At 33.6% G+C, this 15,349-nt stretch carries 33 protein-coding genes; all 33 read left to right on the top strand.

Annotation, left to right across the window (positions count from 1 at the left end; translation table 11 throughout):
- Positions 1 to 9 precede the first annotated feature (9 nt).
- The 33 genes from AB8S09_RS07050 (at position 10) to AB8S09_RS06890 (ending at position 15,136) form a co-directional block, all read left to right on the top strand.
- Entirely contained in the window at positions 10 to 705 is a 696-nt protein-coding gene (locus AB8S09_RS07050) for a hypothetical protein (protein ID WP_369868802.1), read from the top strand.
- Positions 659 to 1,558 carry a DnaD domain-containing protein gene (locus tag AB8S09_RS07045; protein ID WP_369868833.1) on the top strand — a complete coding sequence of 300 codons (900 nt, stop codon included), beginning with the start codon at positions 659 to 661 and terminating at the stop codon, positions 1,556 to 1,558. Before AB8S09_RS07050 ends, AB8S09_RS07045 begins: the two co-directional genes overlap by 47 nt.
- Entirely contained in the window at positions 1,440 to 2,306 is an 867-nt protein-coding gene (locus AB8S09_RS07040) for a DnaA ATPase domain-containing protein (protein WP_369868832.1), read from the top strand. The genes AB8S09_RS07045 and AB8S09_RS07040 overlap by 119 nt, the downstream gene beginning before the upstream one ends.
- A gap of 2 nt (positions 2,307 to 2,308) precedes the next feature.
- Positions 2,309 to 2,842: a hypothetical protein gene (locus tag AB8S09_RS07035; RefSeq protein ID WP_369868801.1), complete on the top strand. Its 534-nt coding sequence runs from the start codon at positions 2,309 to 2,311 to the stop codon at positions 2,840 to 2,842.
- Positions 2,829 to 3,086, top strand: coding sequence for a hypothetical protein (locus tag AB8S09_RS07030; protein ID WP_369868800.1), 258 nt, complete (start codon positions 2,829 to 2,831; stop codon positions 3,084 to 3,086). Before AB8S09_RS07035 ends, AB8S09_RS07030 begins: the two co-directional genes overlap by 14 nt.
- Before the next feature lie 227 nt (positions 3,087 to 3,313).
- Complete coding sequence (locus AB8S09_RS07025; RefSeq protein WP_369868799.1) at positions 3,314 to 3,496, top strand: hypothetical protein; 183 nt, start codon at positions 3,314 to 3,316, stop codon at positions 3,494 to 3,496.
- Between the two features lie 60 nt (positions 3,497 to 3,556).
- A complete protein-coding gene (locus AB8S09_RS07020; RefSeq protein ID WP_369868798.1) occupies positions 3,557 to 3,937 on the top strand; it encodes a YopX family protein in 381 nt (126 codons plus the stop codon).
- 1 nt (position 3,938) lies between these two features.
- Positions 3,939 to 4,448: a dUTP diphosphatase gene (locus AB8S09_RS07015; RefSeq protein WP_369868797.1), complete on the top strand. Its 510-nt coding sequence runs from the start codon at positions 3,939 to 3,941 to the stop codon at positions 4,446 to 4,448.
- Positions 4,449 to 4,459: 11 nt separating this feature from the next.
- Entirely contained in the window at positions 4,460 to 4,840 is a 381-nt protein-coding gene (locus AB8S09_RS07010; protein WP_369868796.1) for a hypothetical protein, read from the top strand.
- Between the two features lie 2 nt (positions 4,841 to 4,842).
- On the top strand, positions 4,843 to 5,268 hold the full coding sequence (locus tag AB8S09_RS07005; RefSeq protein ID WP_369868795.1) for a hypothetical protein: 426 nt from the start codon (positions 4,843 to 4,845) through the stop codon (positions 5,266 to 5,268).
- A gap of 3 nt (positions 5,269 to 5,271) precedes the next feature.
- Complete coding sequence (locus tag AB8S09_RS07000) at positions 5,272 to 5,421, top strand: hypothetical protein (protein WP_369868794.1); 150 nt, start codon at positions 5,272 to 5,274, stop codon at positions 5,419 to 5,421.
- Between the two features lie 16 nt (positions 5,422 to 5,437).
- Positions 5,438 to 5,629 carry a hypothetical protein gene (locus AB8S09_RS06995; protein ID WP_106009049.1) on the top strand — a complete coding sequence of 64 codons (192 nt, stop codon included), beginning with the start codon at positions 5,438 to 5,440 and terminating at the stop codon, positions 5,627 to 5,629.
- A gap of 35 nt (positions 5,630 to 5,664) precedes the next feature.
- Complete coding sequence (locus AB8S09_RS06990) at positions 5,665 to 5,826, top strand: hypothetical protein (RefSeq protein ID WP_369868793.1); 162 nt, start codon at positions 5,665 to 5,667, stop codon at positions 5,824 to 5,826.
- Positions 5,827 to 5,915: 89 nt separating this feature from the next.
- The gene (locus tag AB8S09_RS06985) at positions 5,916 to 6,044 is read left to right on the top strand and encodes a hypothetical protein (RefSeq protein WP_369868792.1); all 129 of its coding nucleotides are present in this window, start codon (positions 5,916 to 5,918) and stop codon (positions 6,042 to 6,044) included.
- Between the two features lie 137 nt (positions 6,045 to 6,181).
- A complete protein-coding gene (locus AB8S09_RS06980; RefSeq protein ID WP_369868791.1) occupies positions 6,182 to 6,778 on the top strand; it encodes an N-6 DNA methylase in 597 nt (198 codons plus the stop codon).
- Positions 6,779 to 6,781: 3 nt separating this feature from the next.
- Positions 6,782 to 7,210 (top strand): hypothetical protein, encoded by a 429-nt coding sequence (locus AB8S09_RS06975; RefSeq protein ID WP_369868790.1) that lies wholly within the window; start codon positions 6,782 to 6,784, stop codon positions 7,208 to 7,210.
- The gene (locus AB8S09_RS06970) at positions 7,207 to 8,136 is read left to right on the top strand and encodes a site-specific integrase (RefSeq protein WP_369868789.1); all 930 of its coding nucleotides are present in this window, start codon (positions 7,207 to 7,209) and stop codon (positions 8,134 to 8,136) included. Before AB8S09_RS06975 ends, AB8S09_RS06970 begins: the two co-directional genes overlap by 4 nt.
- Before the next feature lie 114 nt (positions 8,137 to 8,250).
- The gene (locus tag AB8S09_RS06965) at positions 8,251 to 8,685 is read left to right on the top strand and encodes a hypothetical protein (RefSeq protein ID WP_369868788.1); all 435 of its coding nucleotides are present in this window, start codon (positions 8,251 to 8,253) and stop codon (positions 8,683 to 8,685) included.
- On the top strand, positions 8,682 to 8,870 hold the full coding sequence (locus AB8S09_RS06960) for a hypothetical protein (protein WP_369868787.1): 189 nt from the start codon (positions 8,682 to 8,684) through the stop codon (positions 8,868 to 8,870). The genes AB8S09_RS06965 and AB8S09_RS06960 overlap by 4 nt, the downstream gene beginning before the upstream one ends.
- Positions 8,871 to 8,883: 13 nt before the next feature.
- Positions 8,884 to 9,351, top strand: coding sequence for a hypothetical protein (locus AB8S09_RS06955; RefSeq protein ID WP_369868786.1), 468 nt, complete (start codon positions 8,884 to 8,886; stop codon positions 9,349 to 9,351).
- Positions 9,352 to 9,891, top strand: a complete 540-nt coding sequence (locus tag AB8S09_RS06950; protein WP_369868785.1) for a hypothetical protein — start codon at positions 9,352 to 9,354, stop codon at positions 9,889 to 9,891.
- 15 nt (positions 9,892 to 9,906) lie between these two features.
- Entirely contained in the window at positions 9,907 to 10,074 is a 168-nt protein-coding gene (locus AB8S09_RS06945; RefSeq protein ID WP_369868784.1) for a hypothetical protein, read from the top strand.
- Positions 10,075 to 10,491, top strand: coding sequence for a RusA family crossover junction endodeoxyribonuclease (locus AB8S09_RS06940; protein WP_369868783.1), 417 nt, complete (start codon positions 10,075 to 10,077; stop codon positions 10,489 to 10,491).
- Between the two features lie 13 nt (positions 10,492 to 10,504).
- Positions 10,505 to 10,990, top strand: a complete 486-nt coding sequence (locus AB8S09_RS06935) for a DUF5651 domain-containing protein (protein ID WP_369868782.1) — start codon at positions 10,505 to 10,507, stop codon at positions 10,988 to 10,990.
- 6 nt (positions 10,991 to 10,996) lie between these two features.
- Positions 10,997 to 11,341 (top strand): hypothetical protein, encoded by a 345-nt coding sequence (locus AB8S09_RS06930; RefSeq protein WP_106009035.1) that lies wholly within the window; start codon positions 10,997 to 10,999, stop codon positions 11,339 to 11,341.
- Between the two features lie 9 nt (positions 11,342 to 11,350).
- Positions 11,351 to 11,899 carry a helix-turn-helix domain-containing protein gene (locus AB8S09_RS06925; RefSeq protein WP_369868781.1) on the top strand — a complete coding sequence of 183 codons (549 nt, stop codon included), beginning with the start codon at positions 11,351 to 11,353 and terminating at the stop codon, positions 11,897 to 11,899.
- Between the two features lie 10 nt (positions 11,900 to 11,909).
- Positions 11,910 to 12,092, top strand: a complete 183-nt coding sequence (locus AB8S09_RS06920) for a DUF6011 domain-containing protein (protein ID WP_369868831.1) — start codon at positions 11,910 to 11,912, stop codon at positions 12,090 to 12,092.
- Between the two features lie 107 nt (positions 12,093 to 12,199).
- Positions 12,200 to 12,727 carry a hypothetical protein gene (locus AB8S09_RS06915; protein ID WP_369868780.1) on the top strand — a complete coding sequence of 176 codons (528 nt, stop codon included), beginning with the start codon at positions 12,200 to 12,202 and terminating at the stop codon, positions 12,725 to 12,727.
- 196 nt (positions 12,728 to 12,923) lie between these two features.
- The gene (locus AB8S09_RS06910) at positions 12,924 to 13,364 is read left to right on the top strand and encodes a hypothetical protein (protein ID WP_369868779.1); all 441 of its coding nucleotides are present in this window, start codon (positions 12,924 to 12,926) and stop codon (positions 13,362 to 13,364) included.
- 52 nt (positions 13,365 to 13,416) lie between these two features.
- Positions 13,417 to 13,701: a hypothetical protein gene (locus AB8S09_RS06905; protein WP_369868778.1), complete on the top strand. Its 285-nt coding sequence runs from the start codon at positions 13,417 to 13,419 to the stop codon at positions 13,699 to 13,701.
- A 60-nt stretch (positions 13,702 to 13,761) separates the two neighbouring features.
- Entirely contained in the window at positions 13,762 to 14,193 is a 432-nt protein-coding gene (locus tag AB8S09_RS06900; protein WP_369868777.1) for a helix-turn-helix domain-containing protein, read from the top strand.
- 129 nt (positions 14,194 to 14,322) lie between these two features.
- Positions 14,323 to 14,736 carry a hypothetical protein gene (locus AB8S09_RS06895; RefSeq protein WP_369868776.1) on the top strand — a complete coding sequence of 138 codons (414 nt, stop codon included), beginning with the start codon at positions 14,323 to 14,325 and terminating at the stop codon, positions 14,734 to 14,736.
- A gap of 52 nt (positions 14,737 to 14,788) precedes the next feature.
- Entirely contained in the window at positions 14,789 to 15,136 is a 348-nt protein-coding gene (locus AB8S09_RS06890) for a hypothetical protein (RefSeq protein WP_369868775.1), read from the top strand.
- The last annotated feature ends 213 nt before the right edge of the window (positions 15,137 to 15,349 follow it).

Here is a 15,349-nt window from a genome sequence, read left to right as displayed (position 1 = left end):
GGTGCTTTTATGGCAGAGATACGGCTTTTAAATGCAGATGAAATTGAAGTAAGGGTACAAAGTGTAAAATCTAATGGTTGTATACTTCTCCTATATAAAGATGCAAGAGTTGATATGCGTATACTTGATGAAACTTACGGTCCCACAGGCTGGCAGAGAGAACATCAACTTATTAATGGAAATTTATTCTGCACTATATCAATTTGGGATGATGAAAAGAAGCAATGGATCCGTAAACAAGATGTAGGAGTAGAGAGTTATACAGAGAAGGAAAAGGGTCAGGCAAGTGATTCATTTAAGAGAGCAGGATTTAATGTAGGCATAGGTAGGGAACTTTATACAGCTCCGTTTATATGGGTGAATCTACAGGCAGGAGAGGTTAAAGATAAAGGCGGCAAGGCTTATATAAATCCCAAGTTACACTTTAGAGTTAAGTCTATAGCATATAACGATAAAAGAGAGATAGAAAAACTGGATATAGTAGACAACAATAATGTGGTTAGGTTCTCTATGGGTAAATCTGTTACACCTAATTATGGTGAAAATTATAAACAGAATATTCAAAATAAAGAAAGTAAAAATTCAAGCAATGGATTAACTTGTGAAAAATGCGGTAAGAAAATTTCACAGAAGGTTGCAGACTACAGTAAAAAACGATATGGAAAAGCATTATGCATGGATTGTCAAAAGGCTTTTAAGAGGTGATTGGACCATGGGAGAAGGTAAAGGCTGGATAAGCATATATAGGAAAATACAAAACAGCTGGTTATGGCAGGAGAAATGTTTTGACAAAGCTCATGCATGGATAGACCTTCTCCTACTAGTTAACCACAAGGATAATAAAACCTTGATTGACAACCAGCTTATAGATGTAAAACGTGGAAGCTATGTAACTTCTCAAAGGAAATTAATGAAAAGGTGGGGGTGGAGTGCTGGAAAAGTTCAAAGATTTTTAAGGCTTCTCGAAGAAGAAGGAATGATAAAATTGGCGATTGACAAACGAAAGTCTACTGTTTCGGTAGTGAATTATGACCGGTATCAAAAACAGAACGGTTCTAATAAAGATATATCAACAAATACAGGGAATGTGCGGAACGAAAACGGTACGGTCACGGAACGGTCGCGGTACGGTCGCGGTACGGTCACGGAACCAAACAATAATGATAATAATGAGAACAATGAAAATAATGCTAATAAGAGAAAGGACTATTCGGATAAAGCAATTGACCTTTGTAAATATTGGCAGGAGTTAAAACCAGGGCAGTCTATAACAAGTCACATATCTACTTTAAAAATATTTATAGAAAAATATAGCTTTGATTGGACTAAAGAGGCATTGCAAATAACAGTTAAAAACAAAAATAGATTTATACCAAACTACACAGAAGCAATATTAAAGAGCTGGATTGAAGATGGGAAGGAGGAACAGCATGGAACCAATAAAGCAAATAATACAGGACCTAAAAAGAGAGCAACCGAAGATGAGGGAGAACGACTCCTCAAAAGAGCAAAAGAAATTACCGGGGGACATCTGGAAGATCCTAAATGCGACTTCTGATTGCCCGTATCATATGTGCGACGGTTCGGGGATAATATTTATGCAGAACAGAGAAACACTTGAAACTAAAGCAAAGTACTGTAAATGCAAAGAACAGCTTATATATTCCCAAAGATTACAATTTGCAAATATCCCCAGCGAGTTTTCTTCTTTGACGGTGAATAGCTTTGATACGCAGATATACAAAACACAAGCAGATAGGGAAACAGCTAAAACAGCTAAAATCATGACGGCAAATTATATAAAAAGCTTTGAAAAATTCAGAGAGAAAGCTAAGGGGTTATATTACTATAGCAGTACCAGAGGGAGTGGGAAAACAAGGCTTGCAGTTAGTTTAGGAAATGCACTTTTAAAAGTGAGACATATGCAAGTTAAATTTATTACAACCCTGGATTTGCTTAAAGAAATACGAAATACGTACAACAAAAATACTCAATATACCGAATCCCAGTTGATAGAGAGTATAAACAGTGTACAGGTCTTGATTGTAGATGATATAGGGGTTGAACAGCCTACAAACTGGGTAAATGAAATGCTGTTTTCGATATTTGATACCAGAATGAAATATAACAAGATAACGATATTTACGTCTAATTGCTCAATTGAAAATTTGCAGCATGACGAAAGGTTAAAAAGCAGGATATTTAAAATGGCTATACCCGTAAAGATGCCAGAAGAAGATGTGAGAAAAGGGCAGAGTAAACGGGACAATGAAGAATTACAAAACATTTTGTTGAGAGGAGAATAAAAATGGGTCTTAGAAAATGGGATAAAAGGAAAATAGCCAAGTTGAGGAAATATTGGTTATGCAAGACTAACACGGAAATAGGAGAAATGTTGGGAATATCATCCCAAGCAGTAAGCAAGAAAGGACATGGATTAGGGCTTCCGGATAAAAGAAAAATGTCCAGAGATGCAAGTGGTGTATGGAAAGATGTAGAGTATGAAAAGGGCAATGGAATACTTGCAGAGATCGAACATTATGGATCGGGGCTGAACACAATAAAAGAAGCACAGGGTAGGGAAGCTACAGCAAATATTCAAAAAATAAAAAATAATTTCAAACTAGGAGATGCATTGGAGCTAATGGACTATGAATCAGCGGGCTCAACATACAGTATGCGTGATATGGAGCGTTCAATACCGATCAAGAAGTGTGGCGAGATTGTAGGAATAACAGACTGCCAACTCGTAGTTCAAAGGGAAAAGTACAAAGAATGTTTCAAATTTGTAGATATTCTAAGCGGTAAAACGGTTGTGGAGGGATTGAATGTATGTCAATAGCTGGGAAGGTAGGCTTATATCTGTAAAGCAAGTAAAAGCAGTAAAGCATGGTTTTAGGGAAGGACAGAAGATACGTTTAATCGAGCATATGGGCAGAAATAAAGACAGATATGTACGAGGAAGAGTAATTGCTAGGACAAAGTATTTTATAACGATTATGGTATCTAAAAACGGAATAGAGAAATATCCAGAAAGTTTTAAGTATGTGGATTTTATTCTAGGTAGAGTGCAAAAATTAGAATAGCAAAATTTAAAACGAGAAGGGGCAAATTTAAAAAGATAAATCATTTTTGGTATAGTTGGATATCTTGAAATAAAAATGTGCTTAAAATGGCGCTATGTTCGATAGAAGATATATAAATAAAGTGCAGAATATTCAAACTAAAGAATAAGTGTAAAAGTTAATAAGAATAAATAACTATCATGCAAATATATAAATGAATAAAATATTTCATAAAAGGGGTGGAAAAGTTGATAAGTCTGAAACAGTATTTGACAACTGGGCTGGACTTATTCGAGGAAGAATATAAGAAAACAAGATGCAGATATAAGATTGATGGAGTATGGCATAGAGCAAGAATAAATCTGGATAAAGGGCTTATATACAGTGCAGACGGGAAAAGAGTAATTAGAAGGTGCCATATATGTATGTAGTTATTGGGCTGTTGGCAATAGTTTGTGTGATTTTGTGTTTGAAATGGAGGGAGAAATAAAATGAGAGATATTAGATTTAGAGGTCTAACGGATGAAAAGAAATGGGTATATGGATATTTACATCAAAGATTGATTTCTACAGATGAAGTAACATTTTGCATACAAGAAAAACTTGGGACAGATATAGAGGTTATTCCAGAAAGTATTGAACAGTTTACAGGCTTGAGAGATAAGAACGGTGTTGAAGTGTATGAAGGTGACATAGTATCAGATAGCGAAAATAAATATATTGTAGCTTTTTATATGGGTGCATGGCGATTAAAACGGAACGTAGATGGTGATACGTGGTGGAAATCTTTATATAGGTACACCACCAAAAGTAAATTTGAAATAGTTGGAAATATCTATGAAAGCCCAGAATTAATAAAGGAGGAAAAATAGATTGGATATAAAAAAGATGTTAGCAGACCAAAAGAAGTTGGATGATAGGATACTTAGTAATGCGAGCATAGAGAAATATCCATTAAAGAATATGAAACTGGCTTTACTGGTGGAGCTTGGAGAGTTGGCAAATGAGTGGCAGGGATTTAAATACTGGAAAAAACATAAGAAAATCAATAGAGAAAAATTACTTGGGGAATTTGCAGACTGTTTGCACTTTGCTCTTAGCTTAGAAAACTATTATGAAAGTAAAGGTAATGAACTTGAAGGAGATTTTAGCAAAGATGATTTTAACTCAATTTCAGATTTTTTAGAAAAAAATAAACCAACATTGATAGACATAATAGAAGGGTTTTTCAGTACTTATAATACGGTCTTGAATTATGGTGGAGAAGTGCTTGCATATATTATTGGATTAGGGATGATGCTTGGTATTAGTAAAGAAGAGATGGAGCAGGCTTATTACAAGAAAAACAAAGTTAATTATAAGAGACAGGAAGAAGGATATTAAGGAGGGATAAGATGCCATTTCATAAGGTAGATGCAGAAGAAAAGGTAAGGGAAATTATAAAGAAAAATCCACAAGCAAAATATTCTTTTATTGCGCAAGACAGATGGTATGAATTAAGGAAAACTCTAAAAGAGACTAGAGAGGCACATTGTATCAAATTAGGGTATATCTCAGAGCAAACAGGTATGAGTATAGAAAAGTTAAAGGATATAGAACATGGAGAAAACACCAACATACTGGATTATTTAAAATACTCTAGAGCATTAGGAAGTAGCTTGTATCTTCAACCATTGGAAGCATTGCGTGAGAAGAATATAATAGTATGTCCTATTGACAATACACCATGTGTTGAAAAAGATAAAACCTGTAATGAGTGTTTAAGGGAGGAATAGCATTGGAATATATAAAGCTAGAGGATTTTTTAAAACAGCCTAAAAAAGTACAGGGAGTATTTATTAAGTGGTGGAAACGAAATCCCGAAGGAACTGATTTAATAGGATATATAGGAGACATTCCGCTGTATAAAAAGAGTTCGCCTTGGGTGGCTAAAAACGTAGCTTTAGATTGTTTGCCACTAGGGGAAGAGACAATTCCATTATTTACAGAAGGGCAACTAAGGAAATTCATAGAGGACAAAACAGGATTTAGTACAATAGTTTTTCCCTTTTGGAATGATGCCGATACCATGTCTTATGCAGTTAAATTTAAAGACATGAAAAATGGCGGAAAATTGATAAATGATCCTATCTATGATGTGCAGACAAATTCTATGTTGGAAGCATATTGGATCATAGCTTGTAAGATAGCAGAGGAGGGATAAGCCTTGGATATTAAGATAGGGTCTACAGTAAAGTTGTGGGATGGAATAAAAGGTAAGATAATAGGGCAGCTAGAGGGCGGAGAATACATGATAAAGAGTGGTAAAGAAATATTGTATTGCCAGAAGAAAGACATTGTTAGTGTAGAAAAGTAGGTAGGGAAAAATATTTATGAAGAAAAAAATTCCAATAAAAATTGTCATTGGCAAGACATATAAGAATTTTGCGGACAATTGGAGAACAGTATTGGCAGTTACAGAAAGTTCGACCGGGGTTAAGGTGACGTATGAAGATGGCACAGGACTTCCGAGGACTTGTGAAATAGACACATTTAGGCAATGGATAAAAAAGAATTATTATTAAAACTTTAATTTGTCCTTTAAAAAGAAGGTGAAAAAATGCGTGAAACAGATATGAATAATCCAAAAGTTAAATATATGATATGTGCTTTATGCCATGAAAAGTTACATCCATTAGATGCACATATGATTAGAATAAATGGTAAATTAGATGTTGCACATATAGATTGCTGTAATGAGATTATAAAGAATAAAGAATAGAAATAATTTAAGGCACTAATACACTAGATACGGAATAGTTAAAACTATAGTGTATTAGTGTAATAGAAAAGCATTAAAGGTATAAAACAATGGTTATAAAAGATGCAAAGAAAATAAAGTTTGGTAAGCAAATAAGTATATGGGATAGAAAAATTATGAAGGGAGAACAGTTAGAAATGGATTTAAATAGCAAGAATAAAGGAGAAAAAGAGAAGTGAAGAAAATATATATACTATCTAAGCAAGAAAGAAAAGATGTATGGTGGGGAGAAGTATTGGGTGCTGCTGTAGGATTATTGGCAATACTTAGATTCTTGATATAGAAAGGATGATATGGTACGGATATAAATAAAATCTTGGGTATAACGGAGAGCTATAAAGCCCCAGAAACTATTTTAAAAATCTTATATGACCGTGAGAGAAGAGAAAAAGTATTCTCAGAATTTTTGAAGCTATACAAGCATGATGTTTCTTATGACTGGTTCCATGAATATTTTGAAGATGAACATGCTGACAGAAAAAAGAAGAAACAGGATTTTACACCGGATTCAGTTTCAAATGTTATAGCAAGGCTCACGGGAGGTAAAAAAGGAATGGTATATGAAGTTGCGGCAGGAACCGGGGGAATGACCATACGTAAATGGTGGAGTGAGTGCTTGCAAGAAACACCATTTAGATATATCCCCAGTGAACACTTCTATATGTGTGAAGAACTAAGCGACCGTGCCATACCGTTTCTATTATTTAACTTGATGATAAGAGGTATGAATGCTGCTGTTGCCCATTGTAATACTTTATCAAGGAAATGCAAAGGAATTTTCTTTATAGACAATAAGAAAGACGATCTTCTAAGCTTTTCAAATTTAAACTTAATGCCATACAGCAAGCAAGTTGAAGATTATTTCAACGTCAAGTTTAATGATTTTAGATATCCGCCAATAAAGGAGGGATAGAACATGCAGTATATAAGTGCAGAAGAATTTTTAAAACAGCCATCGGAAGTACGAAAGGTATTTAGAGATTGGTGGAAAGAAAATATGCAGATATGTGACCTATATGAGACGACTGGGAAACGTTCAATAATTTCACACATAGAAGGTAGAGAACACTTGAATGCTGTAAAAGATTTTATAGATGATACAATTCCATTACTAACAGAAGGACAGCTTAGAAAGTTTATAGAGGACAAAACAGGCGGAACCATTGATTTGTATTACACACATATGGAAGATAAATATTACAAAACTATAAATAAAGCTAAGTATTTAGAATTAAGTGATTTAAGAGAGATTATTTTCAGAATGCGTTTTAAATCAGATGAAGATATTTTTAAGGGATATTGGAAATGCGCTTTAAAGATTGCTAGAGGTGAGTTTAGAAAGTGAAGCTATCTGAGTATTATGATAAATGGATTGTAACATATAAAAAGAACAATGTAAGACCTGTAACCTATAAAAAGTATGTAATGACAGGTGAATCATTAAAGAAACTGGAACCTGCATGCGAAATAACAGATTTTGACAGAGGGACATACCAGAAACTTATAAATAAATATGCCGAGACACACGAACATTTGACGGTTATGGACTTCCACAGGCAGATTAGAGCCAGTGTGCTTGATGCCCTAGATGAAGGAATTATCAAAAGAGATTTCACTAGGCGTGTACAGGTTGGGGGTAAACCAAAGGCTAAAAAGATAAAGAAGTTTCTAGAGGAAGATGAAGCCAAAAAGTTCATAGCTGATTTAAATGTTAATACAAAAGAATTGAATTGGGACTACTTTTTACTATTACTAATCAATACTGGATTACGTTATTCAGAGGGGCTGGCATTGACGCCAAATGATTTTAATTTTGACGATAGAAAAATTGATGTGAATAAATCATATGACTACAAAACTAAAATCAAGGCTAATAGATTCCAGCCTACAAAAAATCCATCGTCTAATCGTGTAATATCATTGGACTTAAAAACAGCATGGACATTAAGACCAATAATAGAAAAACTTGAACCAACAGAGCCAATATTTCCGTATTGGTATGGTGGTGGGCATGTAGTTATTTACAACTCAACCATTAATGACATAATAGCCCGACACTGTGCTAATGCCGGGGTTGGGAGAATAACGGTACATGGATTAAGGCATACACATGCAAGCCTGCTTATAGCTAAGAAAGTGAGTATTCAGGCAGTTGCCAAAAGGTTGGGACACGCAAATACTATAACAACTCAATCGACTTATATCCACCCACTTAAAACAGCAATGAAAGAGGCGGATGAAAGGATAGAAAGTATTTTAGTAAATATGTAATGAAAATATTGAAGAAATAAGTTAAAAGCTGGTAACGGATATAAATTAAGTGTATTAGTAAAATAATATAGTAGTACAGTATAAAAGCTGTACTACATACAAAGGAATGGTTAAATGAGTATAAGAGAAATACATCATTGTTCTGTATGTGGAACATGTTATAAAGTACAGTTACACCATGTTGCATTTAGGAGCCAAGCCCCTTTATTAAAAAATATAAGCTTAAATTTCAAGTACCTGTGCAATGAACATCACCAAGGCAAGAATGGTCCACATAAGAACAGATATGTTGACCTTACCTACAAATTAGAACTGCAGGATAAATTAATTGAACTATTTAGCAAAGATTTTTACACGGAGAAAGAGATACAAGAGTTATTAAATACTACATCTAGTACAGCAAGAAAGATATGTAAAAGGCTTAGATTATATAAGGGCGGATATAGAAATAAAGAACTTGTTAAAAGGCTTATGGGAGATAGGATATATACACAAGAAGAATTGAAAGATGTGGAATATGAGGATCCGTGGGGAGGAGTATTGAAATGACTAAAAATGATTTAGATAAAAGAATATGTGATGTAGAACCAGGAACAAAAAATACAGGCACTTATAGAGAATTTATAAGAAAGAGTGAAAAAGAATTTGGAATGGCACCTGAACCTATAGATGAATTTGAAGATAAAAAATTACAAGAATATTTAGATTGGTTAGATGAATTATGGGGTAAATAAGGAGGAGATTTAAATGAAAACATATAGAACTATAGATTTACTTAATGCAGTATATAACGGAAAGATATTTGAAAATAATTTTAAAAATATTGAAACTGGAGAAGTAATTAAGCAAGGCAGGAATCATACCAAAAAAGTACGGAGCAATATAGAAAAGAATGATATATATAGTTCTGATCAAACCAAGCACTTTTTTATTGTGGGGAGTGGAAGAAACTTTATGATACCCAAAGATACGTATACTCCTCTACAATTTGAAAAATTTCTTAAAGAAGAATGGAAGGAAGTACAGCAACCGGTAAGTTTTATTGAAGCTATAGAAAGTTGCAAACCTATAAGAGTAGAGCATGAATATTTTTGTATGCACGGTAACTATCAGGATACTGACCATTTGCTAATGAAGATGGGACGTATATTAACACCATATCAGATAAAAAAAGTAACAAGAGATGGTAAATGGTATATAAAGGAGGAGATTTAAATGAAGAAATATAGTACGTTAAAAGCTTTGAGTATGCTTGACAAAGATAAAAAATTAAAGTTTGAGATAATTCCAAAAAAAGATCCATGTACTCAAACAATTTCAACAAATGAATTTAGAGAAATAGTGATAGATTGTAAGGGTTGCTACGGTCAAGATAAATGCGGTATAAATTTTAATGATATGTGGACTTTAGCACAACAGCCAGTAAGCTTCATGGAGGCTGTAAAAAGTAAGAAGAAAATTAGAGTAGAACATCCGCGTTTATGTAAAACACCTAAATATTATTGGTTAGGTGAATTAATGCATGAATTAAGTACGAACCATATAGATAACATACTTGCAGATATTATTTTAGAAGGTAAATGGTATATAAAGGAGGATGAAGAAGAAACTACATGTACGGACAAAACAAAATTTATAGAAATAAATTATAAGGACTTAAGAGATAATGAAAGGCATACAAAATATTTTTCCACATATGGAGAGTATGAAGAATGGCATAAAGCAAACTGGAATGATGTAGTAATTAACGGGTAGGAGGATGAAGAATAGGTGGAAGATGAGATATCTGAATGTATAGATTTAATTACAAAAGAAATAGAGAACCAGCAAAATAAAAAGGATAATTTTGATGTTACAGGCTTAACGAAACAAGGCAAAATACAAGGGTTAGAGATAGCAAGAGCAATATTAACTCGATATTGGGAGGATGAAGAATAGATGATACAATTTAAAATCCCTGGTCCCCCAGTTGGAAAACAGCGCCCACGGGTAACAAGGCACGGCACCTATACTCCAGAGAAAACAGCAAATTATGAGAGGCTAATAAGGGATATTTATAAGATAAATAGATTCCCAAAGTTAGAAGGGTATTTAAGTATGTCGGTATCGGCATACTACCCTATACCAAAAAGAACGAGTAAAGTTAAGAAGGAAAAGATGCTGAAAGGTATATTGTTGCCAGATAAAAAACCAGATGTGGACAATGTGTTAAAATGTATCTGTGATGCGCTGAATAAAATAGCCTATGATGATGATAAACAAATAATAAGTATGTTTATAACAAAATACTATAGTAAAGATCCTTATGTTTATGTGAGGTTAGATGAAGTACACGGAGAAGATATGAGCTGTTAAGGTGGGTGATTAAATGATATCTAATATCTTATCTAAGTTAAATATAGGTGAACAAATGGAGTTAAGAGCCTATATAGGTAAGCAAGTAGAGAAGAAAGCATTACAGATGCAAGGCGAACTAGAAAAGGCAGCTACAGAAAGGGAAGATGTACTGAAAAAGCTAAATGATGATACATGGCACAGGATTGAAACATGGCTCCATATGGCAATGAGAGAACATAAAATAAGTGAGAAAAGGATAAAAGATATAGATGCTAGGGTACTAGAACTAGCTAATAAATATGAAAACAAATTGCTTATAGGAGAGGATATAAAATCTAAATATAAAGTTATGGCAGATGAAGATTTTAGGAGTATTATAGAAATTTTAATTGATAGAAGTTGCAGAAACTGTAATAAGCATAGTAAGGGTTGTGAAGTATTCGGGATACTAAAAAAGTACGATATCCCGTACCCGACAGGGGAAAGAAGAAAATGTAAATATGGATATGGGAGGTAAAGGAATATGTCTGTAGAGCCTATAGAAGTAACAGATGCATTATATAATACATCTAAAAGATTAGATAAAGGTGCTGACATAATAACTTCTAAAGCTAAGGATTTTGCACAATCTGAGAAGATATATAGAATAGCATTGGCAAAGGAAATTACAAAGTTAAGGACAGAAGGTGTTCCTACTACACTTATAAATAATTTAGCAAGAGGTAATGAAAATGTAGCTGATTTAAAATTCAACAGAGATTTATCACAGGAAGTTTTAAAAGCAAGCCATTCAATGTTAAGAGCTTTAGAAACTGAGGTTAGTGCCTTACAAAGTATATTGAGGGTGCAAGAAAGAATTGAGAAGTAGGTGAAATATATGAATATTGGGGAAAAAATTAAAAAAATAAGAACTCAACAAAATAAATCTACTTATGAATTAGCTGATATAATAAATAAAAATGGTTTTAAAATAAGTCAATCAGCAATAAGTAAAATTGAAAACGGTAGAAAAAAAATAGATATTGAAACACTTAAAGAAATAGCCAAAGCATTAGATATTGAAGTGGATTTATTAATTACGAATCAGAAGTCTAATATCGGAAAAACAGGATTTGCTATGGATATTGGGAAAAAAATTAAGAAATTCAGAAAAAAAAGAAAAATAAGCATAGAAGAGCTATCAGATTATGCAGAACTTAGCATTTCATATTTATATCAAATTGAACGTGGAGATAAGCAGCCTTCATTTATAGCATTAGATAGAATATGTAGTATATTGTCTATACCTATAATAAAAATTTTGAGTGAAAATAATGATACAAATGCAGATATTAATTTATCTCAGATATCTACGTCTAAACTAATAGAAGAACTTAATAGCAGAGAAGATTTCCCTATAAAGATAGCAATTAAGAATTGGAAGTAGGTGAGTAGAAATTGATAGATGCTTAGTATGTGGCAGAAAGTTAAAGTCTAAAGAGAGTAAAGAAATAGGTATAGGTCCTGTATGCCTGTCCCGGATAAATAAGGTCAAGAGAGAGCAGAAGAAACGGCATAAAGAGAAGATACAACATAAACAAGAAATACTAAAAGGACAAATAAATATGTTTAATGATTGAAGAAGGGTTTAGTATGATAAAATATATAGTAGTTGGAATATTAGCAATATTATGTATTATTCTAGCTGTAAAGTGGAAAGAATGAATCTCTATAGGGAGGAATTGTTATGGATGCTAGATTAAAAGAAATGGAACAAAAACTATATAATTATTTCAACAAAGATAAGAGGCTTAGGGCATTGAATAAAAGACTGGATTTACTAAAAAGCCAGATTTCACAGATAGATTACAAGTTGGAACATATAGATTACAAGTTGCCAGAAGAATCTATACAAATTGGATATGAAGAAAGGGTACAAACAAGCCCTACAGGCTATAGTTTTGCAGAGAAAACTTTGTATAGCATAACAGACAAGCTAATAAAGAATAAGGCTTATAAGCAACAGCAGATTGCAGATATAGAAGATAGAATTATGCAGATACAGGAGGATAATACTATTATAGAGGATAATATAAAAGATTTGAGAGATGGAGATAAGGAATTTCTAAAAGAAAAGTTTTCAGGATATGGGAAAACAGACTGGCAGATGGGATTTAAATATGGGATAAGTCAACCAGCAGCTACAGAGAGAAAGAATAAATTACTAAGAAATATATTAAATTGGGAAGATTGGATAATGGTTAGTAGAGTATAGATTAATTTCTATGCTCTTTTTCTTTAAAGGAATATAATCTTATTTTGTAGAATTTAAAAATAGGCAGGATGTAGATATGAAACTAAAGAAACCAGTGTTTTATAAAGATCCCCTTAAAAAACTTTTAAAATAGTGTTGACATAACACGAATTAGTGTTATAATAGAATTATAAGATACGAAAGGGGATAATGAAAAATGAAATTTACAGGTGAGTTAATAAGGAAGGCGCACGAAGAAACAAGAAATATGAAAAAGGAATTTCCAATAGTTACTTATAAATTCCAGTTTGGGTTAGAGATGAGTTATCTCCTTTCTGAAATTAAGGGGGTAGAAAATACAATGGTTGAGTTGAAAGGTTCAGAAAAACAAGTTGCATGGGCAAAAAAGATTTATGAGAAAGACTTCTTGGGTGAATATAAAAAATTCCCAGAGACTAGACTTGCTGGAGTTAAGGGCTTAGAACAAAAAGGTAAAGTCTTAATGGACGAGATAGAAAAAATAGACAACGCAGTATGGTTTATTGATTATCGTACTGGCAATATCCCGTTTAAAGGTGGCTTTTATAATATGATTAGAAGAATATGGAAAGGCGAAAGTATGGATACGGTTCTAAGTTTAGACGAATACAGGCGTTAGAAAAATTTTGGTTGGCAGTTATCCAGAAAACTGCCAAAGGAGGATATGTAAAATGTTAACTGGAGTTTTAGGACGAGAAAATGGAAAAAGAATATTTCTAGATGCGGAGTGGATTGACCATGATCATATATTTGTTCATGGCCGCGGGTATAAAGTATATAGGGAGAACCGCGGTGGTTGTCTAGCCATACATGGCGGTGATAATATACAATATCTGCTACAAAGCAAAGGAGAAGAGGAATGGGATGATAGGCCAGAAGAGAACCTCTCGAAGGAGGAATATCTTCATGAAATAAAGAGGCTAAAAAGGCAATATGATGATTTGGTAAAAGGATAAATTTTTAGAAAAAATTTTGGTTGGCAGTTATCCAGAAAACTGCCAGAAGGAGAAAATAAAATGTTACCACAGGATTTTGAAGAAAAGGCAAAAGAAATTACAGGGCTAACGGGAAAATATACAGGAAGAAATATGGTTAAACTAGAAGATGGTTCTACAATTACTCTGGGGGACAATGTAGCCCTCCAGATAATTGATAATGACGATGAATATGGGAGCATCATGTATGATAAATATAGAACTGGAAGTTGGGAATCATCTAGCATGAGTGTTTATAAGCGGAAAGACCCGGACAAAATCCTAGGTGGTCTGCTGGATGATGTATACACATTAGCCGAGGCGGCTCAAAAATGGGGCTTGTCAGATGGCTCTGTCCTTAGGAATGCTATTAGACAAGGGCGTTTCAGAGAGGACGAATATAGGCAGTCTGGGGCTACTTGGCTTATTACAAAGCCCGCCATGCAACGAGTTTATGGAAAATCAGTTAGTTAGAGCATAGAGAAATCTATGCTCTTTTATTCCAGAAAAATTTTTTTGAAAGCTTATAAAATTCCCTTGACAATATTCCCACGTAGGAATATAATATAATTGTAGATAAGGAAAGGAGATATTAAAATAAAAATGAAACCTAAAAAATGTTATGAAATAACAGGAAAACCGGCAGAGGAATTAGTAGAAAAATTCAATAAAGACAACAATATATTTTTTAGGTTCCAGAACCCAGAATGGGAATTAACCCCAGAATCTAAAAGCTGGGGAATGATTTATGGAAGCGAAGAGGAAGCTTTAGAATCTGCAGAAGAAGATGGGCTTACAGAGGAAGAAGCAGTATTACCGGGGAAGAGTTGCATGGACACTTTAGAAGGACTTTGGGACTGGGTAGACCAGTTCGACGACAATTATGTAGTTCTTGTATTCGAGGGAGAGGATACGGGAGTTAATGGACATGATGATGAATATGTCGCTGAATATAAAAAAGCTATTGCAGTATGGAGCATAGAGGATTGTTACAATTACTTATATGGAGAAAATTAGAACATATTTTTGGTTGGCAGTTATCCAGAAAACTGCCAGAAGGAGGAATTGCATGGATTTAAAAGATATAGTTACACTTAGAGATATAGCGAAGGAAACAGGTATAGAGATACGTACCTTACAACAGAGATTAGATTTACCAGGGTTTAATATGGTGGAAGGAGAAGATTTTAGACGCCTGGGGCAAGGGCAGTCTACTATATTAACAGTGAAAGGAGCAAAGAAAATAATTATAAAGGAAACCTTGCAAGCCATTGTAAAAGGGAAATTAGAAAAACCTGTGGGAACCTTAGTAGACTTGCTTAGGGAAGGTATTATTACCAAAGAAAAGCTTATAGAGTTACCAATACCGCCTAAATTACGTGGATTGGTATTGGAAAAGATAAAAGAGAGTACTTAATGTGCTCTCTTTTTAGTATACCTATAAGGAATTGAAACAATACTATAAACATTTTAAAACGTAAATTATAGCTTATTAAGTGGTTATGAACTACTTATTAAAACATTGCCAAAATGAGATATAATGATATTAGGGATTAAAAGATAGTAACAAAGTTAATTTTCCATTGCCTGTGGCTGTAGGGCATAATAATATACAGCCCCAAATGAGCTT

Source organism: Clostridium lapidicellarium, from assembly GCF_041224415.1.
Lineage (GTDB): Bacteria > Bacillota > Clostridia > Clostridiales > Clostridiaceae > Clostridium_B > Clostridium_B lapidicellarium.
The sequence above is the reverse complement of the archived record's forward strand: the minus strand, read 5'-3'. Positions and strand labels throughout refer to the sequence as shown.